The organism is Stenotrophomonas sp. LC732 (assembly GCF_052446685.1).
In the GTDB taxonomy this organism is placed as follows: Bacteria; Pseudomonadota; Gammaproteobacteria; order Xanthomonadales; family Xanthomonadaceae; genus Stenotrophomonas; species Stenotrophomonas muris.
In genome coordinates this window covers 1424226-1443436 of record NZ_CP199214.1, presented here as the reverse complement: position 1 = coordinate 1443436, position 19211 = coordinate 1424226, and the positions used below count along the sequence as shown (strand labels likewise).

At 65.6% G+C, this 19211-nt stretch carries 24 protein-coding genes; 16 read left to right on the top strand and 8 right to left on the bottom strand.

The annotated features are described in order from the left end of the window. Window positions 1-27: 27 nt before the first annotated feature. From ACT6SE_RS06965 to ACT6SE_RS06940, 6 genes are read right to left on the bottom strand one after another with little or no spacing between them, the layout of a single operon-like run. Complete coding sequence (locus ACT6SE_RS06965) at window positions 28-930, bottom strand: CBASS oligonucleotide cyclase (protein ID WP_003105624.1); 903 nt, start codon at window positions 928-930, stop codon at window positions 28-30. After that, window positions 930-1430 carry a type III CBASS phage resistance system CD-NTase-associated protein Cap7 gene (cap7, locus tag ACT6SE_RS06960; RefSeq protein WP_003090159.1) on the bottom strand — a complete coding sequence of 167 codons (501 nt, stop codon included), beginning with the start codon at window positions 1428-1430 and terminating at the stop codon, window positions 930-932. Before cap7 ends, ACT6SE_RS06965 begins: the two co-directional genes overlap by 1 nt. Continuing rightward, window positions 1427-1897: a type III CBASS phage resistance system CD-NTase-associated protein Cap8 gene (gene cap8 / locus ACT6SE_RS06955; protein WP_003105626.1), complete on the bottom strand. Its 471-nt coding sequence runs from the start codon at window positions 1895-1897 to the stop codon at window positions 1427-1429. The genes cap7 and cap8 overlap by 4 nt, the downstream gene beginning before the upstream one ends. Continuing rightward, entirely contained in the window at window positions 1894-2808 is a 915-nt protein-coding gene (gene cap6 / locus ACT6SE_RS06950) for a CBASS system CD-NTase-associated protein Cap6 (RefSeq protein ID WP_003105629.1), read from the bottom strand. The genes cap8 and cap6 overlap by 4 nt, the downstream gene beginning before the upstream one ends. A 17-nt stretch (window positions 2809-2825) precedes the next feature. After that, a complete protein-coding gene (locus ACT6SE_RS06945; RefSeq protein ID WP_003109777.1) occupies window positions 2826-3401 on the bottom strand; it encodes a PIN domain-containing protein in 576 nt (191 codons plus the stop codon). Next, window positions 3398-3868: a helix-turn-helix domain-containing protein gene (locus ACT6SE_RS06940; protein ID WP_003050245.1), complete on the bottom strand. Its 471-nt coding sequence runs from the start codon at window positions 3866-3868 to the stop codon at window positions 3398-3400. Before ACT6SE_RS06940 ends, ACT6SE_RS06945 begins: the two co-directional genes overlap by 4 nt. A 203-nt stretch (window positions 3869-4071) precedes the next feature. On the opposite strand from ACT6SE_RS06940, the gene ACT6SE_RS06935 reads away from it, so the two are divergent. The 16 genes from ACT6SE_RS06935 (at window position 4072) to ACT6SE_RS06860 (ending at window position 18111) form a co-directional block, all read left to right on the top strand. After that, window positions 4072-4455, top strand: a complete 384-nt coding sequence (locus ACT6SE_RS06935; RefSeq protein ID WP_003105635.1) for an integrative conjugative element protein, RAQPRD family — start codon at window positions 4072-4074, stop codon at window positions 4453-4455. Then, complete coding sequence (locus tag ACT6SE_RS06930; protein WP_003050225.1) at window positions 4452-4685, top strand: TIGR03758 family integrating conjugative element protein; 234 nt, start codon at window positions 4452-4454, stop codon at window positions 4683-4685. Before ACT6SE_RS06935 ends, ACT6SE_RS06930 begins: the two co-directional genes overlap by 4 nt. A gap of 16 nt (window positions 4686-4701) precedes the next feature. Continuing rightward, window positions 4702-5061, top strand: coding sequence for a TIGR03745 family integrating conjugative element membrane protein (locus ACT6SE_RS06925; RefSeq protein WP_003090173.1), 360 nt, complete (start codon window positions 4702-4704; stop codon window positions 5059-5061). Between the two features lie 11 nt (window positions 5062-5072). Beyond that, window positions 5073-5471, top strand: a complete 399-nt coding sequence (locus tag ACT6SE_RS06920; RefSeq protein WP_003105639.1) for a TIGR03750 family conjugal transfer protein — start codon at window positions 5073-5075, stop codon at window positions 5469-5471. Further along, the gene (locus ACT6SE_RS06915; RefSeq protein WP_444811117.1) at window positions 5468-6160 is read left to right on the top strand and encodes a PFL_4703 family integrating conjugative element protein; all 693 of its coding nucleotides are present in this window, start codon (window positions 5468-5470) and stop codon (window positions 6158-6160) included. The genes ACT6SE_RS06920 and ACT6SE_RS06915 overlap by 4 nt, the downstream gene beginning before the upstream one ends. Further along, a complete protein-coding gene (locus ACT6SE_RS06910) occupies window positions 6157-7068 on the top strand; it encodes a TIGR03749 family integrating conjugative element protein (RefSeq protein WP_444811116.1) in 912 nt (303 codons plus the stop codon). The genes ACT6SE_RS06915 and ACT6SE_RS06910 overlap by 4 nt, the downstream gene beginning before the upstream one ends. Further along, window positions 7058-8476, top strand: a complete 1419-nt coding sequence (locus ACT6SE_RS06905) for a TIGR03752 family integrating conjugative element protein (protein ID WP_003109776.1) — start codon at window positions 7058-7060, stop codon at window positions 8474-8476. The genes ACT6SE_RS06910 and ACT6SE_RS06905 overlap by 11 nt, the downstream gene beginning before the upstream one ends. Next, window positions 8457-8906, top strand: a complete 450-nt coding sequence (locus ACT6SE_RS06900; RefSeq protein WP_003109775.1) for a TIGR03751 family conjugal transfer lipoprotein — start codon at window positions 8457-8459, stop codon at window positions 8904-8906. The genes ACT6SE_RS06905 and ACT6SE_RS06900 overlap by 20 nt, the downstream gene beginning before the upstream one ends. After that, a complete protein-coding gene (locus ACT6SE_RS06895) occupies window positions 8906-11797 on the top strand; it encodes a conjugative transfer ATPase (protein WP_003105079.1) in 2892 nt (963 codons plus the stop codon). The genes ACT6SE_RS06900 and ACT6SE_RS06895 overlap by 1 nt, the downstream gene beginning before the upstream one ends. Before the next feature lie 24 nt (window positions 11798-11821). Continuing rightward, window positions 11822-12589: a DsbA family protein gene (locus tag ACT6SE_RS06890; protein ID WP_003090202.1), complete on the top strand. Its 768-nt coding sequence runs from the start codon at window positions 11822-11824 to the stop codon at window positions 12587-12589. Between the two features lie 175 nt (window positions 12590-12764). Continuing rightward, on the top strand, window positions 12765-13259 hold the full coding sequence (locus ACT6SE_RS06885) for a JAB domain-containing protein (protein ID WP_003090203.1): 495 nt from the start codon (window positions 12765-12767) through the stop codon (window positions 13257-13259). Between the two features lie 164 nt (window positions 13260-13423). Further along, window positions 13424-13870, top strand: coding sequence for a TIGR03757 family integrating conjugative element protein (locus tag ACT6SE_RS06880; protein WP_003109772.1), 447 nt, complete (start codon window positions 13424-13426; stop codon window positions 13868-13870). Next, window positions 13867-14817 (top strand): TIGR03756 family integrating conjugative element protein, encoded by a 951-nt coding sequence (locus ACT6SE_RS06875; protein WP_003090208.1) that lies wholly within the window; start codon window positions 13867-13869, stop codon window positions 14815-14817. The genes ACT6SE_RS06880 and ACT6SE_RS06875 overlap by 4 nt, the downstream gene beginning before the upstream one ends. A 9-nt stretch (window positions 14818-14826) precedes the next feature. After that, window positions 14827-16221: an integrating conjugative element protein gene (locus tag ACT6SE_RS06870; RefSeq protein ID WP_003109770.1), complete on the top strand. Its 1395-nt coding sequence runs from the start codon at window positions 14827-14829 to the stop codon at window positions 16219-16221. Continuing rightward, a complete protein-coding gene (locus ACT6SE_RS06865) occupies window positions 16218-16577 on the top strand; it encodes a hypothetical protein (RefSeq protein WP_003090212.1) in 360 nt (119 codons plus the stop codon). The genes ACT6SE_RS06870 and ACT6SE_RS06865 overlap by 4 nt, the downstream gene beginning before the upstream one ends. 13 nt (window positions 16578-16590) lie before the next feature. Further along, window positions 16591-18111, top strand: coding sequence for a conjugal transfer protein TraG N-terminal domain-containing protein (locus ACT6SE_RS06860; RefSeq protein WP_003090214.1), 1521 nt, complete (start codon window positions 16591-16593; stop codon window positions 18109-18111). 11 nt (window positions 18112-18122) lie between these two features. Here ACT6SE_RS06860 and ACT6SE_RS06855 read toward each other — a convergent pair whose 3' ends face one another. Both ACT6SE_RS06855 and ACT6SE_RS06850 read right to left on the bottom strand, forming a co-directional pair. Further along, window positions 18123-18488, bottom strand: a complete 366-nt coding sequence (locus tag ACT6SE_RS06855; protein ID WP_003090216.1) for a DUF3742 family protein — start codon at window positions 18486-18488, stop codon at window positions 18123-18125. A gap of 84 nt (window positions 18489-18572) precedes the next feature. Next, complete coding sequence (locus ACT6SE_RS06850) at window positions 18573-19205, bottom strand: RES family NAD+ phosphorylase (protein ID WP_003090219.1); 633 nt, start codon at window positions 19203-19205, stop codon at window positions 18573-18575. Window positions 19206-19211: the final 6 nt, after the last annotated feature.

Here is a 19211-nt window from a genome sequence, read left to right as displayed (position 1 = left end):
ATGGGACGTGTATGGAAGCCGATGGAATCAGGACAGTGGGAACTTGGGGCCAAACAGTGCGCGCCAGGCGCGAAGCGCTTCGATATTGCGACCACGACGCGCGTGGTCGATGGCGATGCTTGCGTCCTGGCTCGCCTGGAACAGCAGCTGCTGCGCGCGCTGCTTGCGCGCGGCATCCATATCGTTGCTGATCGCCGGGCCAAGTCCGGCGGGATCCGGCCACTCGTCATGAACACGATCGGCAAGCGTGGCAAAGAACGACTGGATCTCGCGATCGAACGATCCTCCCCAGCCGCCGTAAAGACACTCAAGGGCCATTACCTCGATCAGGAACGAGGGCTTCACCGGCTTCTGATCGCCGTGCTTGGGATTGTTGTTCCAGTACTTCACCATGCGCACGAGACCTTTCCACTCATTGCCATAGGCTTGGTGCGCTGCGGTCGCCTTGTCCTTATGGATCTCCGGGTCCGTCTTGATCCACTTTCCGGACGCCGTATCGGGGATCTCATACTGGTCGCCGGTGTCGAATGCGGGCACCGCATCCACGCTGACCACCCGGTAGTCCGTGTTGTCCTCCGCGTCGATGTGAACACCGAAATCCACGTTGATCGAGCGCGCCTGTTTGCGCACGGCCGCCGAACCGTATTTCTCCACCAATGCAGAGTGGAAATCATCCAGCACTACCGATGCGGCCTTGCCGTGGTAATGCTTCTCCGAGTCCTTCAGCACGAAGAAGATGTCGATATCCTTGAGCGGCTTCGTCTTCGTGTATCGAGCATAGGACCCGGTCAGGAAGCTGCGCGCAATGCCGAACTTGGTCTGCAGGTAGTCCCGCACTTCGTTCTGGCGTTGCGAGGCATTCTTCTGTTCGCGTTCGTTGAGTTCCAGACGCGACTTGAACTTGCGAAAAGCTTCATCGATCGACAGCATCAGCGTTGCCTCCAATATCCGGCCTGACCCGCCAGGCCGCTGTGTTCGACAGTCGAGCCTAGGCTCTGCTTGACCATTCCATCCGTCGAGCGATAACTTCCTTTGCTCCACCCCTCCACATCAGGCCGCCCTGGCTTTGTATCGAGCATTAACTTGTACTTGGCCTGCGATGGCAGCAGCCCAGCTTTCTTGATCGCGTACTTCAACTGCTCGGTATCTGTCCAGAAGCTGCCGTCGCCATCGGACCACCCATACACGATGTCGATATCCCATCGGGTCACGAGTTTGTCGGTTGCCGGGTTGTAGATCTCCAGAATCACCTTGCGCAGATCACCGGTCCCGAGCCACGTCTTGATGGCTCGGGTATTGCTCTCCCAGCGATCCGCGAAGTGCTCGGGGTCCAGCCCACTGAGCAGGATGATGTCTTTCAAGCTCTTGAGGATGTTGTCGGTCACATAGGTAACCGAGTGCGTGTACGAGTAGGTGGCGACGGTGCTCATGACTTGAGGAAACCTCCGAGGTCGAGCGACAGCGCTTGTCCAGCATCGGCCTGCGCCTGCGTGGCAATTCCTTGGCTCAAGTCCCGTGCAATGATGCGAGAACTGTGCTTTTTGAGCGCGGTTTGCACCCAGCCGAGCTGCTCCTTCGGACACGGCAGCGAGACTCCCCAGTCTCCCTTCAACGGCTCGAACCCCAAGACTTCTTCGTTGGCATCATCACCATCGATCGCGTCTTCGTCGAAGAGGCAGTAGATCCTGGTCCGTGGTCCATCGCATGTCGCAACGATGGGCGCGCTCTTGGGTGCCTGGTCGGCGATCAAGCTGGCGGCCACGCCCGCCACGGCCCTGAGTTCAGAGCGAGCCGTGCCGTCCTTGCCCTGAGTGAGCAGTTCGACAATGGCATCCCACGTCTGCAACGCATCGCGGTGCGGCGAGCTGCGAAACGTCCGGCTGACAACGGTGGTCATTTTTGCTTCCCTCCTTGAAGGCGCATTTGCGTTGCCTGTCGTATCGCACTGCGCAGGTGCTCTACGGAAAGCTTGTTCGGATCGATAGCCACTTGCGGGTCGGCCGCGAGGGCGTTGGCTACGACCTTGCGAATGGCCCGACCATCCAATCCGACGCACTCGCCAGCGCACGCGTCGAACTGGTGAGCCGAGGAAAGCTTGCCAATCCCCGGAAATGTCTTTGCCAGGCCATTCAGGCAGTCCACCAGGATCTGCTTGCAGGCATCCTTGCCGGGCAGTGGCACCTCCATCACCATGTCGCAACGAGATAGGAAGGCACTGTCGACGGCCTGTGGGAAGTTGCTGGTGGCCACGAACAGCAGATGCGGGTTGCGTTCGGCCAACATGTCCAACTGCACCAACACCGCGTCGGTGGCCCGGTGCACATCAACCGGGTTGGCTTCCAGGCTGAGCTTGGCTCGATCAGCCGCAAGCGTTTCGACCTCGTCCAGAAGGACGATCGTCGGGCCCGCCGCTGCGGATTCTGCGATCGATTGCGAGAACAGGTCTGCCACGGCGCGTTGAGTCTTTCCCATTGCAGAGCTCGTCAGCGTGTGAGGCTCTACTTCCAGCAATCGAAACTTCGCAGAAGAAAAAGATTCGGCCACACGATGCGCCAAGCCCCGTGCCAAGGAGGTCTTCCCAGTCCCCGGCGGGCCGACCAACAAGATCACGCCGTGCAGGGGGAGTACCGTGCGCTCCACCTTGGGGCGCACCGTGAAGTTGACGATCGCCTGTGACAGCAACTGCTTCTTGAGAGCTTCGTCCATGACGATGGAATCCCACAGGGCGCCCAGCGACGTGTCCGGCAGCTTCCAGCTTCGATGGATGCCTTTCGGCAAAGTGGCGTCTGATGAAGGATTCTTGGTCATCCGTGGCTCTCGGCGGGTCAGAGAATGGTGCGATAGGTCGCCAGCACCTTGGTCGTTTGCACAAGGCCCTGGCGCAGCAGGATTTCGAGATAGCGGTCCACCTCGATCGGCGGATGCTTGAGTTGGGCACGCTGGCGCTGCGCAGCCGACACCACGGCGGCCGCGTCCAGATCCAGTAGGTTGTCCACAAACTCATCGGGGTGCTGCGATTCGATGCCGTACGGAGCCAGCAGATCGTTCGGGAAATCCCGTTCGTTGAACGTCACAATCACGCTCGCACCGCAGCGAATCGCCGCAGCCAGGACGTGCCGGTCGTCCGGATCGGGCAATGTCAGGCCTGCCACGAGCGCTTCGTAGCCCTCCACCAAGCCGTCCGGAATTGCCCGGTCCATGAGATCCGACGTCCTGTCGACCTGAACCCGGGTGAGATCGGGGCGGTTGATCAACAGGTTGCGTTTCCACTCCTCATGAATGGCTTGGCTCCACCGCGCCCGGAAGCGGCCAGACAGGCCGAGCCACATCAGGAAATCCCGCAGTGGCGCGGGATATAGAACGCACGCGTCGTAGACGGCGGTGAATGGGGAATGCCTCATTCGTATCCCATTCCCAACTCTTGCGACTGCTGAGCGAGTTCGGCCATCGCCTGCTCACTGGCGCGCTCGCGCGCTTCCTTGTACTGCATCAGATCGGCGAACCTCACCCTGCGGTGCTTGCCGGTGCGATGAAATGCCAACACCCCATCTTCGAGCAGCTTGACGAAATGGGGACGGGACACGTTGAGCAAGTCCGCCGCCTCTTGGGTCGTCAGCTCTGCATGGACGGGCACCACCTTTACTGCATTGCCATCGGCCAACTCGGCCAGGATGTCGACCAGCAGGCGTAAAGCCGAGGTAGGCAGTTCCACCTGATGAGCCTGTTTGTGGTCATCAAAGATCTGGATGTGCTGCGTCTCGAACTGGGTTGCGAGGTAAGCCGCCAAGGCACGTTGACCCTGGACGGCTGCCTTCACCTCTCCCGCGGCGGGAAGGGTCATCTTGGATTGGGCAGTGGCGGTGGTCATGGGTAGCTCCTAAGCGAAAACGGTTGCAGAGCCGATCATATTCGAAATACTCGAAAAACGCAATAATCGAAGCGCGACCCGTGCTTTTGTAGGTTCGCTCGCAGCATGCCCAATCCGGTCGTCCGCCAGTTCCTATTGTTTGCGGCCTGAAACAGCCCTGATCTCCACGATCAACCCATTGCTGATCACACAGGAATGGCGCGATGGTGGCTTCGATCTGGCTGCGCGCCGCGCATCGCGGCGTGCCCACTTGTTTCGTGACGGCCCTCGTGCTGGGCCAGTCCCCGATGGCATTGGCCGAGTCCCCGGCGCAGCGCCAGGAGTTGGTCGCCGCGCTGCGCCAGCTCGACGCGCTGGAACGCACCGTCGCGGACAGCGCCGCGCATGCCCCCATCCAGCCGGGCGAGCGCTACCACTTCGATTACCCACGGCTGCTGGCTGACCTGGCGCGCGTGCGCGCCGGCATCCAGTTCCACCTGACGCCATCACGCGCTCAGCCGCGCGACCCCTCCGAACTGGCCGGCGACTACCGCACCGAGCGGGCCGCTTCGCCATCGCCGAAGACGACTGCGGAGGGCGAGCAATGAACGGCGCCCAGGTCTCGGCATTTCAAGCCAACAGCGGTATCGCGCCTTCCGCGATGGCGACCGTCCTGGTCGGCGTCGTGTTCGCGGTCCTGCTCGTGTGGGGCGTCTGGGCCATCCGAACGGCCTATGTGGGGTGGTCCGAGAGCCGCCTCAACCAGCGCCAGTTCCTCGGCGTCTGCATCCGCTTCGTCGCGATGTACCTCGTCCTGAGTTTCTTCCTCCTGTCCTGACATGAAAGGCCCGACCATGCACAACCGCAACCTCACTTCCCGTTTTGCCCAGCGCGCCGCCGTGGCCCTGGGCGCCGCCGCGCTGCCCGCACTGTCGTTCGCGCAAGGTCTGCCGCAGTTGGAGAACCCGACGCGCGGCACCGGCAACGGCATCATGGAGACCATCCGCAACTACGGCTACGACATCATCATGCTCGTGGCCCTGCTGGTGGTGGCGTCGATGTTCATCGGCGTCTGCTACCACGCCTACGGCACCTACGCGGAGATCCACACCGGCCGCAAGACGTGGGGCCAATTCGGCCTCACGGTCGCCATCGGCGCCGTGCTGCTCGTGATCGGCATCTGGCTGCTCACCGAAGCCACCGGCATCCTGTAAGCGAGGCCGGTATGTCCGAGCAGCAGCACGTCCGTGCGGACGGGACGGTCACGTTCCTTCCGCACCGGCTCAACCGCCATCCCGTGGTCGTGCGCGGCCTCACCGCCGACGAGCTGTGGATCTGCTGCGGCCTGTCCGGCGCGGCCGGCCTGCTGGTCGGCGCGCCGCTTTCGTGGGTGTTCCGCACGATCGCCATCGCACCGACGTTCGTTGTCCTGGGCGTGGCCTTGGGCGTGTTCATCGGCGGCGGCATCCTGCGCCGCCTCAAGCGTGGGCGCCCCGACACCTGGCTGTATCGACAGTTGCAGTGGCGCATCGCAACGCGCCATCCGCTGATGGCCGGCTGGGTGGGCGGCCACGTGCTGATCTCGCGCTCGGGCTTCTGGTCCACCCGCAGGAGCATGCGATGAGCCGCTTCAAGAACGAGATCGCCCACCTGCAGGCGCACATCAAGACCTTGCGCCTGGGCGCGGGCGCGCTGGTCATTGTCGCCCTGGTCATGGGCGGCGGCTGGTGGAGCGCGCCGCGCGACCTGACCATCCACGTCCCGCCCGACCTGCGCTCTGGCAGTACCCGCAAGTGGTGGGAAGTGCCGCCCGAATCGGTCTATGCGTTCACGTTCTACGTGTTCCAGACGCTGAACCGCTGGCCGACCAATGGCGAAGAAGACTACTCGCGCAACCTCCATACGCTCTCGCCGTACCTCACCCCGTCCTGCCAGGCCTTCCTGCGGGCGGACTATGACTACCGCCGCTCCACGGGCGAGCTGCGTCAGCGCGTGCGCGGCATCTACGAGATTCCCGGCCGCGGCTATGGCGACGACCCCACGGCGCGCGTGCGCACCGTATCCGATCGCGACTGGGTGGTGACGCTGGACATCACGGCGGACGAGTACTACGGCGCCGAGCAGGTCAAACGCGCCCTGGTGCGCTATCCGATCAAGGTCACGCGGGTGGACGTCGATCCCGCCCGCAACCCGTTCGGCCTGGCGCTGGACTGCTACGAAGGCGCGCCCCAGCGCATCAGTGCACCGGCGCCGGCGCGCCCGGCGCCGAGTGACCTGAATCCGCAAGCGCCTCAAGGAGGAAACACCCCATGAAGCATCCTGTACTCGCGCTGCTGGGGCTACTGGCCGTGGCCGCGGCACCCGTCGCCCAGGCGGTGGAGATCCTGCGTTGGGAACGCATGCCACTGGCAGTGCCGCTGAAGGTCGGTCAGGAACGCATCGTATTCATCGACCGGAACGTGCGCGTGGGCGTGCCCGCAGGCGTGGGCAAACGCCTGCGCGTGCAGAGTGCGGGCGGCGCGGTGTACCTGCGTGCCAGCGAGCCGATCGAGCCCACGCGGTTGCAACTGCAGGACGCCGACACGGGCGCGCTGATCCTGCTGGACATCGCAGCCGAACCGCCCAAGGACGGGGAAGCCGAGCTGGAGCCGGTGCGCATCGTCGAGGGTGACAGCGCACCGGGACGCTATGGCGAGCAGGCCGACAGTGCCGAGGCCCCGGCACGCGCCCAGGGCCAGGCAGGTGCGCGGACCGCGCGGCGCGAAACTCCGGTCCCTGTCGTGCTGACGCGCTTCGCCGCGCAGAACCTCTACGCACCGCTGCGCACCGTCGAGCCGCTTCCGGGCGTCATGCGGGTCAACCTTCCCCGCGACCTCGACCTGGACACACTGATGCCAACGCTGCCGGTGCGCGCGGCCGTGCTCGCGTCGTGGCGCCTGGAAGACCAATGGGTGACTGCCGTGCGCCTCACCAACACCGGCGCCGACTGGGTCGCGCTCGACCCGCGCGTGCTGCAAGGCGATTTCCTCACCGCCACCCTCCAGCACGAGGCGCTGGGCCCGCGCGGCACGACCGAGGACACGACCGTGCTGTACCTGGTCACGCGCGGCCGCGGCCTCGCGCAGTCGCTGCTGCCGGCGATTCACCGCTTCGACCCTGCCGTGCATCTGCCGCAGCCGGACGGCGACGAGAACGCCAAGGAGGCCCGCCATGCGCAGTAACGGCCTGCTCAAGTGGCTGATGATCCCTGTCGCCATCCTGGTGCTGTTCGCCGGTATCCGGCTGTTCTCGGGTGGAGGCGGCACGGCGCCACCCGCGGCGGACAACGGCGCCCAGCTCACGCCCGAGGAAATGAAGGCGCTGGGCATCGAAGGCGACACCCCGCGCGACACCGTGGCGACGCTCGTTGCCCAAGTGAAGCAGTTGCGCACCGAGCTTCAGACCGCGCTCTCGGACAACAAGTCGCAGCGTGAAGAGAACCAGCGGCTGCGCCAGCGCGAGAACTCCATCGACCAGCGCATCAACTCGGCGCTCGAATCCGAGCGGTCCAACCTGCGCCGCGACCAAGAGCAGGCGGCCAGCGCGCGCCAGCAGACCGAAGGGCTGCTCGCCGACCTGCAGCGGCGCCTGGACAGCATCGGCGGGCGCGGCGGCGGCCATGCGGACCTGCCCGTGGGCCTGGGGCTGCAGGGCGGCGACGAGGCCGGCATGGAGGGCGGCGTGCGGTGGGTCGAGCCGGACGACGCAAAGCCCGCCGAGGGGCGCAACGGGGGGCGTGGCGCGAGCGGCGGCATGAGCTTCCCCACGAGCTTCGGCCCGGCGCAGAGCACGCTCGAAACCACCGCTGAAACCGTGGCCAACGCGGGCGCCCGCGCCGCCGGGGTCAAGAATGCCAAGCCGGTCTATACCGTGCCGACCAACTCGACGCTAATGGGATCGGTGGCGATGACGGCCCTGATCGGCCGCGTGCCGATCGACGGCACGGTCAACGATCCCTATCCGTTCAAAGTTCTGGTCGGGCCGGACAACCTGACCGCCAATGGCATCGACATTCCCGACGTGGCCGGCGCCGTGTTCAGCGGCACCGCCTCGGGCGACTGGACGCTCTCGTGCGTGCGAGGTCAGGTGCGCAGCATCACGTTCGTCTTCAACGACGGCACGATTCGCACGATCCCCGAAGACCGCGAGGGCAACCAGCAGAACAACCAACAGCGCGACGGCTTGGGCTGGATCAGCGATCCCCACGGCATTCCTTGCGTCAGCGGCGAGCGGCGCAGCAACGCCCAGCAATACCTCGGCTCGCAGGCCCTAATCACCGCGGCCGGTGCCGGTGTGGCCTCGCTCATCGAGAGTGGCAGCGGCCGCATGTCCTATGTCGGCTCGGACGGCTCCATCGGCACCGTGGGCATCACCGGCCAAGAAGCGGTCGGCCAGATTCTCGCGGGCGGTGTCCGGGACATGTCGGCCTGGGTCAACAAGCTCTACGGCCAAGCCTTCGCCGCCGTCTATGTCCAACCCGGCGCCAAGGTTGCCGTCCACCTCGAAAAGCCGCTCGCCATCGACTTCGATCCCGAAGGCCGCAAGGTCGATCACCGCGCAGGAGAAAGCCATGCCCTTGAACTTGACTAACCTGGCCCGTGGCCTAGCACTGGCCCTCGCCGTCGCGGTGCTCGCCGGCTGCGCCACCAGCAAGGAAAAGCTGTTGACCCACGGTGACCGCACGATGATGGACATCTGGCAGCAGGAGGCCGGCGACGGCGGTGGCGCAGCCGGACGGAACGCCGGCCGCCAGTTGCTCGATGCGCGCCAGAGCCTGCGTCGGCCCCTGACCGACGCCGACGTGCAGGCCGCACCTGTCGAGCAGATGCGCTACACGCGCACCGCGCGCAATGAGGTTCACCGCCAGTTCCAGCGTCTGCCCAATCCCGATCTCGTGATGTACGTGTACCCGCACCTCGCCGGCACCGACCCCGTTCCCGTGCCGGGCTACACGACGGTTTTCCCCTTGTACCAGCGCGTGCAGTACGCGATGCCTGGCGAGAGGACGGAGGACTACTGATGCGGTGGAAACTTCCATGGCCGAAGCTGGCTGCCGTCAGCGCCGAAGACACCGCCGCCGACGAGCAGCCGGACGGCTGGCAGCGCCACGTCGAGGCCTTGCAGCAAGCCGGCATCCCCGAACCCGGCGCCGCGGTCCAGGGCCGCAAGCCGGCGACCGTGGCCGACGAGCAGGCGCTGTACGACGTCGCACCGTCCTTCGTGGAACTGCTGCCCTGGGTGGAGTTCTTGCCCGAGTCGAAATCGATGCTCCTGGAGGACGGCCAATCGGTGGCCGCCTTCTACGAGCTGGTGCCGCTGGGCACCGAAGGCCGGGAACCCGGCTGGCTCGCGCATGCCCGCGACGCCCTGGAAAACGCGCTTCAGGACAGCTTCGATGAACTGGACGAGAACCCGTGGGTGCTCCAGCTCTATGCCCAGGACGAACCGAGCTTCGACCAGTACATGCAGACCTTGCGCGATTACGTGCAGCCACGTGCGCGCGGCTCGGCGTTCACCGAGTTCTACCTGCGCTTCTTCGGCCACCACCTGCGCGCTGTGGCCAAGCCCGGCGGCCTGTTCGAGGACACGGTGGTCACGCGGCTGCGCTGGCGCGGCCAGACGCGGCGCGTGCGCATGGTGGTGTACCGCCGCGCGAGCGGACAGGGACAGGCAAACCGCCGCGGCCAGACACCCGAGCAGATGCTGGGCATCGTCTGCGACCGCCTGTGCGGCGGCCTGGCGAACGCCGGCATCCAGGCCCGGCGCATGGTCGCGGCCGACGTCCACGACTGGCTGCTGCGGTGGTTCAACCCGCGCCCCACGCTGCTCGGGCCTGGGGTGGAGGACCGGGAGCGCTTCTACGCGTTGGCGCGCTATCCGGACAGTACCGAGGAAAGCGAGGCCGGCGAGATCGAGCTGGCGAGCGGGCGGGATTTCAGCCAGCGGCTGTTCTTTGGGCAGCCGCGCTCGGACGTGGCGCAAGGGGCCTGGTACTTCGACGGCATGCCGCACCGCGTGCTGATCACCGACCGGCTGCGCATGCCGCCCGGCACCGGGCACCTGACCGGCGAGACCCGCAAGGGGGACGCGATCAACACGCTGTTCGACCAGATGCCCGAGGACACCTTGATGTGTCTCACCATGGTGGCCACGCCGCAGGACGTCCTCGAATCGGACCTCAACCATCTGGCGAAGAAAGCTGTGGGCGAGACGCTGGCGTCGGAGCAGACGCTCAAGGACGTGCATGAAGCCCGCTCCCTGATCGGCAGCGCGCACAAGCTCTACCGGGGCACTCTGGCGTTCTACCTACGCGGGCGCGACGAGGCGGAACTGGATCGGCGCGGCCTGGACCTCGCGAACGTGATGCTCAACGCCGGCCTGCAGCCGGTGCGCGAGGACGACGAGGTGGCGCCGCTCAACAGCTACCTGCGCTGGCTGCCGTGCTGCTACAACCCCGGCAAGGACCGGCGCCGGTGGTACACGCAACTGATGTTCGCCCAGCACGCGGCGAACCTGTCGCCAGTATGGGGCCGCGCCCAGGGCACGGGGCATCCCGGCATCACGATGTTCAATCGCGGCGGCGGCCCGATTACGTTCGACCCCTTGAACAGGTTGGATCGGCAGATGAATGCCCATCTGTTTCTATTTGGCCCCACCGGCTCGGGGAAGTCCGCCACGCTCAACAACCTGCTGAACCAGGTGACGGCCATCTACCGGCCGCGGCTTTTCATCGTGGAAGCCGGCAACAGCTTCGGCCTGTTCAGCGACTTCGCCAGGCGCCTGGGCCTGACCGTGAACCGGGTCAAGCTGGCCCCCGGATCGGGCATCAGCCTGGCGCCGTTCGCCGACGCACGCCGGCTGATCGAAACGCCCAGCGACGTACAGACGCTCGATGCCGACGCGCTGGACGAAGACCTGCCCCCCGATGCCTCGGCCATGGAAGCGGACGAGCAGCGCGACGTGCTGGGCGAACTGGAGATCACAGCGCGGCTGATGATCACGGGCGGCGAAGACAAGGAAGAAGCGCGGATGACGCGGGCCGACCGCTCGCTGATCCGCCAGTGCATCCTCGACGCCGCCGAACATTGCGTGGCCGAAAAGCGCACCGTGCTCACGCGCGACGTGCGCAACGCGCTGCGCGCCCGTGGCCAGGACCCGACGCTGCCCGAGATGCGGCGCGTGCGGCTGCTGGAGATGGCGGACGCGATGGACATGTTCTGCCAAGGCACGGACGGCGAGATGTTCGACCGTGACGGCACGCCGTGGCCCGAGGCCGACATCACGCTGGTCGATCTGGCGACCTATGCCCGCGAGGGCTACAACGCGCAGCTCTCCATCGCCTACATCAGCCTGATCAGCACGGTGAACAACATCGCCGAGCGCGACCAGTACCTGGGCCGGCCGATCGTCAACGTGACCGACGAAGGTCACATCATCACCAAGAACCCGCTGCTCGCGCCCTATGTCGTGAAAATTACAAAAATGTGGCGCAAGTTGGGCGCCTGGTTCTGGCTGGCGACGCAAAACATCGACGATCTGCCGCGCGCCGCAGAGCCCATGCTCAACATGATCGAGTGGTGGGTGTGCCTGTCGATGCCGCCGGACGAAGTGGAGAAGATCGCCAGGTTCCGCGAACTCTCGCCGGCGCAGAAGGCGCTGATGCTCTCCGCACGCAAGGAAGCGGGCAAGTTCACCGAGGGCGTCATCCTCTCCAAGAGCATGGAAGTGCTGTTCCGCGCCGTGCCGCCAAGTCTCTACCTCGCGCTCGCGCAAACCGAGCCCGAGGAGAAGGCAGAACGCTACCAGCTCATGCAGCAGCACGGCGTCAGCGAGCTGGATGCCGCCTTCAAGGTGGCTGAGAAGATCGACCGGGCACGTGGCATCGAGTCGCCGACCCTGGACCTGCCCTGAATCTGCCGTACACCGGAGAACGCCATGGAACAGAAACGCCCATCCATTCCGATGCAGGTACAGGCGTTCCGCCGTCGGCGCTGGAGGCTCAGCTGGCCCTGGGTGTTGGCCGCCGTGCTGGTAGCGCTGCTGCTGATCTGGCTCGTGTCCCGCTATTCTGGCAAGTCCACTCCCCAGACTTCAACGCCGGTCAGCGTGACGCAGGTGGCCGGGCCTCCGTGGCAGATGGGAAATCCGGAAGGGCGTTTCACGCTGACGCTCTACGCGGACCTCGAATGCCCGTTCTGCCGATCCTATTTCCCAGTGCTCAAGCGTTGGGTGGCCGGCAACGCGGACGTGGCCTTGCAATGGCACCACCTCCCGTTGGCCGCGCATGAGCCGGCCGCGTCTGCCGAAGCGAGCCTGGCGGAGTGCGCCGGCGAATCTGGCGGCCATGCCGCCTTCTGGCAGGCTGTCGAGTGGGTCTATGCCCACACGCGCAGCGACGGCCAGGGCTTGCCCGAGGACCTGCGGTACCCCGACCTTACGCCAGCCATCGAGCAGTGTCTGGCGAGCGAACGGCCCGAGGCGCCGATCCGCACCCAGACGGCGGAAGCCACGAGCAGCGGCGTGACCGCCACGCCGTCGCTGCGGCTGCACGATCGCGAAACCGGCAAGGCGATCCTACTGCAGGGTCCGATCGAGGGCGATGCCTTGCTGTCGGCCATGGACATGCTCGCGGCCGGCGATCCCGCCGCCACACCTACTACATCGGAAATGCCTGCCGACGTCGTCGGCGACATGCCCAGGTAGCCCCGGTCTTCAAGGCTACGGCGCAGTCCACTGCGCTGACCGAAACCCGTTCGCCTCGCATCCTGGCCGCGAACGATCACCGCTGCCGCGGTGATGGATGCACCTTGTTCGTTCCCCAGGAGGGCTTGCCCTCCCAGGGCGCGCGCCCTCCGATCTCACCGTCTGGAGGTTCGCCATGTCTTTCGTCGTCAATGACTCCTGCCTGGAGTCGCTTTCCGCCATCGCTGCCCAACACGAGGACTGGATCATCCAGCAAGCCATTGCACTGCTGGAGAAGCGGGTTTTCAAAGCGGGTGCGAAACTCCTCGACCCCACGGCCGTGCGCGACTACCTGCGCGTGAAGCTGGTCGCCGAGCCCAATGAGATATTCGCCGCGGTGTTCCTGGACAGCATGCACCAGGTGCTGGCCTACGAGCCGTTGTTCAGGGGCACGATCAACTCGACTTCGGTCTATCCGCGTGTCGTCGTGCAGCGTGTGCTGGAGTTGAAGGCCGCCGCGGTGGTCTTCGCGCACCAGCACCCCTCGGGCATTTCCGAGCCGTCGAGCGCGGATCGCATGCTGACCCAGCAACTGCAGGCCGCGCTGGCGCTCATCGATGTGCGGGTACTGGACCACATCATCGTCGGCCAGGGTGCCCCGTTCTCCTTTGCGGAGTCCGGCCTGCTGTAAGGGTTGCACTGCTTCGTTGATCAGCGCGGAGGCTTCGGCCTCCGCTTTTTTCTTTGCGGCGACGCAAGCAGGTATGCGGGGTGGCCGCGATGCGCATTGTTTGTTGGGGCCGCCTGGGGTTCGGCGTTTGACTATGGCCCTGATCAACTTCCGGGGCACATGACATGCCAGCAGCTTTTACCCGGTTCGCACCAGGCTGGCGAACCCTTGGCCTGGCCGTGGCGCTGCCGACGTCTCTGGCGGTGTTCAGCCCGGCCACCTTCGCCGCCGACGTGGTGGTCGTCACCGACAGCCGCCACCCGGTCAAGACCATGGGCGGCGAGCGACTGATCGAGTTGGGCGAAACGCCCCGGATCGAGGCCGAGCTTTCCGCGAATCTTCCAGCCGACCCTGAGCGGGCAGCAGCCATCGTCCGGCAACGCCTGAAGCAAGGCGGCACCGATCTTCAGCGCCGCATCGGCACCGCCTACCAGGGCGTCACCGACGCATGGAGTTTGGGTGTCACGACCATCCCGGCCGTCGTGGTGGATCAACGCTTTGTGGTCTATGGCGAGCCGGACGTGGCCCGGGCCGTCGCGCGCATCGAGCAACACCGGAGGACGCAGCCGTGACCCATCGCCCATTCGACCTGCTGCGCCGCCTGCGCGTCGCCGTGGCCTCGCTGCTGCTGATCAGCGCCACGGGCAGCTACGCCTTGAACACCGCCACCATCGTGTCCTCCGTCATGTCGCCGGACTGCCTGGAGTACCGGGTGGTGGGCATCTGCTACTGGCTCTACTGCACCTGGACGGGCTGCACGGTGCGCACATCCACCAAGGTCCGGCACTACGTGCCCGATGCGGTCGTCTCCAGCTACAGCAACACCGGAGAGAACCCCTGGGTCGAGGTGCAGGCGATGAGCACGCCCAACCCATCCGCACAGGCAGGTGGGGATGGGACCACGAACGAAGACCACGAAAACAACCTCGCCAAATTCAAGAACAGCGATGTCATCGGCCATCCTGGCGGCGAGGTATTCAACCAGTTCGCATCGTCGTCGGGCTATTTCTGCCAAGGCGCGGGCACGGCCTTCATGCCGTATCTACTCAGCACCCTGGACACGCTGGCTTGGCGCTACAACGTGCCTGAAATGGCCTACCCGGAGGCGTTGATTCCGGGCATGCGCGAGGTCGGTGCGCGCACCACGATGAACCTCTGGGGCAATGTCTATCCGCGCGGCGGCTTCCTGCATCAGACCGATGACTACAAATCCGGGGCCGTCGTGGCCCAGCGCGCCGGTGATGTCGTCACGCGCCGCGGGCAGATCCACGTGTACCAGCCGCTGCTTGCCAACGCCCGCGACGGCTACTGGCCGGCCGGCGCGCTGATGGAGGGTGATGCCTCTACGGGCAAGTGGCAGGAGCTGACGCCGCGCCTGTCCAACACCTGCGTGGTGTTCCCGCACAGCGGCACGCTGACCCAGGCCCAACAAGGCGACTACGCCTGGGCGCTGTGGCGTCCCTATGCGTGCTGCGAACGCCGCGGGCAGGTGTTCCTGGGCAGCGTCGATTTCCTCTGAGGTGCCACGATGAAGCGTCCTGAATCGATGAACCTTTCCGCCAAGGCGTGCCGCCTGCTGCGCCCGAAGGCGCTGGCCGGCCCGCTCGCTCTGGTCTGCGGCCTGGCGTGGGCGCAGGTCGGATACCAGAACAGCGGCCCCGTCCTCGGCGATGACGTCATGTACTCGATCGGCGGTGGCAGTGCGGTGTCCATGGGCCGCGCGGCCGGCATGCGCTCCATCGGGGTCGGCGTGGGGTGGAACAGCAACCTGATCTGCGGCGACATGAGCATCCAGACCACGCTGCGCAATCAGCTCAACGGCATCACGAACGGCTTTCAGCAGATCATGAGCAACGTGATCCAGAGCGCGACCAGCGCGGTTGCATCGCTGCCGGCGCTGATCATTCAGCGCGCCGATCCGGGCCTGTACAACCTGCTGACCAACGGCGTGCTGCAGGCGCGGCTGGACTTCGACCGCTCCAAGCTGACGTGCCGCGCCATGGCGGAGAAGATGGCCGAGACTGCGGGTGGCCAGCTTGGCTGGAGCCAGATGGCCGAAGGCATGGCCTTGCGTGACGCGGTTGGCAGCAACGATGCCGTGTCGGCCGTCGAGCAGGCCGAGACGCGCCGCGGCAACGACGGCCTTCCCTGGGTGGGCGGCAGCAATGCCGGTGGCGCAGGCCAGTCCGCCATCCGCGTGGTCGGCGACGTCACCCGCGCGGGCTACAACCTGGTCAACGGGCGCGGCGTGACGGACACATCCTCCATCGCGTCCACCAGTTGCGCGAGCCTGTCCTGCCAGACCTGGACGTCGCCGCAGCAGGCGACCGAATGGGCCACCCGGGTCCTCGGGGAACAGGTGCAGCGCACGTGCGATTCCTGCACCAAGACCGAGACGGTGCCCGGCGTCGGGCTGACGCCGCTGATCCAGGAGGAGTACGAAGCCAAGCTGGAAGTCTTGCAGGAACTGGTTTCCGGCGTGCGCAACACCACCTTCGAGAACTTGCGCGAGGCCGGCAGCACGTCGCTGCCGATCACGCGCGGCGTCATCGAGGCGCTGCGCGACGAGCCGGACCAGGACCTGCTGGCGCGGCGCCTCGCGTCCGAGGTGGCGCTTTCGTCGGTGCTGGAGAAGGCACTGCTGCTCCAGCGCACGCTGCTCACCGGCAAGAAAGAGCCCAACGTGGCAGCCAACGAGTTGGCAGTCGAGGCCGTGAACCACGAGAGCGACACGCTCGACCGGGAGATCCGCAACCTCAAGACCGAACTTGAACTGCGGCGCGAGCTGGCGAACAACTCGCCGATGGCCATCATCCAGCGCCATGGCACGCGCGCGGCAGGCTCGCGCGGCATCTATGAGGGCGATCCGGTGCCCGACCGCCTCGACCAGTTGCAGAAGGGCAATCCGGGAGGCCGGCCATGAGCGCGGAGCGCATGGCCTGGCGCCCCTTGCGCTGGCTCATCAGCCGGCGTGCGGCGAAAGCACTGCTGTGGGCGGCCGTGATCGTCGCCGCTGCGGTGGGCGCCAACATCGCCGGCATCTATCTCGTTGGCAGCGTGGCCGGCTGGGAGCGGTGGCTCGCGGCCGCATCGGGCTACTTCTTCGTGTGGCGGTTGTTCCTGTACGGGGCGACGGCCTGCGGCTGGGTCTGGATGCGGCGGCGGCTGCTGGCGCGCGAGGACAGCACGCTGGCCCGACGCCGGCTGATTCGCGCTGAGGTCGCCGGCATTGTTGCCATCGTGGCGCTGGAAGCCAGCCTGTTGATGCAGGCCGCTTGAGGGGATCGAGGCCATGACGCTTTTCACGACCGACTACCTGGAGTACTACCTAACCCTCGTGTCCTGGATCGTCAACAACGGCATCTGGGCGGTCCTCGTATCCAGCGGGGTATTCGCGCTGCCTTTCGTCGCCATCATCGTGCAGGAGTGGTTGAAGGCCCGTGCGGAAGGCGCCGACGAGGGCAACAAAGGCGTGCTGAGCGCCGCCCGCATCGAGAACCGGGTCTTCGTCGCCATCGTGGTGGTGATGTTCGCCGGCATTCCGTTCATCGACGTGGACCTGAACACCATCCAGTACGACAGCTCGCGCTCGGCCCAGTGCCAGGTCAGCGTGGCGCAGCCCGGGGATACCGGCTGGTCGCAGTCCTTCAGCACCATCAACAACCAGTCGGCGAAGGTGCCGGTGTGGTGGGCGTTCATGCACGCGCTCTCGCGCGCCGTCACGGGCGCTTCGGTGGCAGCGATCCCGTGCGGCACGGACCTGCGGCAGATGCGCATGGAGATCGACGCTACGCGCATCGATGACCCGGTGCTGGCTCAGGAAGTAGCGGATTTCTCGCGGGATTGCTATGGGCCTGCACGGGCCAAATTGTTCATGCAGCGCCCTCAGCTCGATGAGCAGCAGATGCACGACGTGACCTGGATCGGATCGCGGTTCTTCACCGACACGAACGGCTACTACGACACATACCGTTCCAGCACCCCACGCGAGGACTGGCCCTATGACAGCACCCGCGACGCAGGGCTTGCGCAGGTGGCCAGCGGTGGCGGCTACCCGACCTGCCGCCAGTGGTGGAGCGATGGAAGTAACGGCCTGCGGGCACGCCTGCTGGGTCAGGTGGACCCGAGCCTGTTGAGTCGCCTGGCGGGCTGGGCCGGGTTCCTGAGCCGGGCCGAGGTGGACGACTCGGTGATCCGAGCCATCGCGTCACCGCGGCAGCAGAAGTTGAACCAGGGCAGCGTCTATACGGACTACGGAGGCCAGATCGACAAGACCTTGCCGAACATCGTGACACGGGCCACGGGAGACGTTGGGATGGCCGTCGGCGCGATTGCCGCGTTTCCCGCCATGGACGTCGTGAGACAGTCTCTACCCATGGTCCTCGCCTTGCTCAAGATGGCGCTGGTCATCTGCATCCCGCTCGTGCTGGTCGTGGGCACCTATGACCTGAAGACGGTCGTCACGGTCAGCGTCGTGCAATTCGCGCTGTTCTTCGTGGATTTCTGGTTCCAGCTCGCTCGCTGGATCGACAGCACTATCCTCGATGCGCTCTATGGCTGGGGCTTTGGCTGGAACCGGCCACACACGAACTTCGACCCGCTGGTGGGGCTGAACAATGCGTTCGGCGACATGCTCTTGATGTTCGTCGCGGGCACGATGTTCCTGGTGCTGCCAGGATTCTGGCTGGCAAGCCTGACCTGGGTTGGAATTCGGGCGGGACATGCCATTCAGGGGTTGTCGGACGGCAGCAAGAGCGCCGGCCAAGCCGGGGGCAAGGGGGCTGGGGCACTCACGGGAGGCAAGCTGAAGTAGCCCGGAGTCCGTCAGTCGTCGGTGTACAACTCGTGCGACGTATCGTTGTACAGATTGGGATCGTAGCCCGGTGTCTTGCGCAGTTCTGTGAGATCGGTGAAAGGCCACTCGTCCTCGTCAGAGGTATTGGCAGCAGCAGCCCACGCCGCCGCCACGACGCCCAACAACACGAGTGCGAACCAAAAAGCAACGTAGAGCAGCAATCCCACCACAGACAGCTTGACCACCCACACGAGCGCGGTGGCAACGGCCGCCGGCACCCCCTTGGACACCAACCAGTTCGACGCCCGACGTTCGCCGCGCGCGTAGGCGCGCCATCCGCGGCCAAAGGTGCGGCCGAGGCGTTCTGCGGTGCTGATGCGGGTCGTGGTGTTCATGGTCGTCTCCTGCTACAGAGGGATGCCTATTCCAGTTTGGTCCATTTCATTCTGTTTGGGGCTTCAATGTGCTCTCTTGCCGCTTCAGGACGCTTCGTCATCCGGTTCCACCGGCCCGGGATCAGGCTCCACGCCGACGCGATACGTGGCAACGAAGCGCGGCCAGTCCACATGGTCCACCAGGTCGATGTCATCGACAACGCCGACTCTTGCTGCCGCACGCTCGAACAGGGCGATGCTCTTGGCGGGATAGTTGTTGCGCGACGGATAGAGCACCCCGTCGAACAGCGGCTGGCCATCATCGCCGAGCATCGCATGCACCTGGGCGGACACCTGCTGCGTGTGCGTGTAGTCGCGGCTGGCCAACTGTTCCAGGTTCAGGCCGAAGTAACCCGCCATGACACCCTCGGCCGTGAGATCGGCCAAGCGCACGTCGTCCAGGACCCCCACGGCCCGCACGAGCCGGCTCTCGACTTCCTTCAGCGCAATCGAGCGCTTCTCGTCCGCCAGCCACTGGTGCTTGTGAAACACCGACTCCATCAGCGCCGTGGACAGGTCGCGGCCCAGGTAGAGCACGCCGTAGGTCCGCGCCGGGTCGTCGTAGCGATTGGTGCCGCTGCGGCCATAGTACAGCGGGCTGCCCCGATAGACGACGCGGCTCACATGCTGGAGCAGTTCACCCGCATCGATCAAGAACAAGGGCAGTTCGCGGCTCATGGCGGT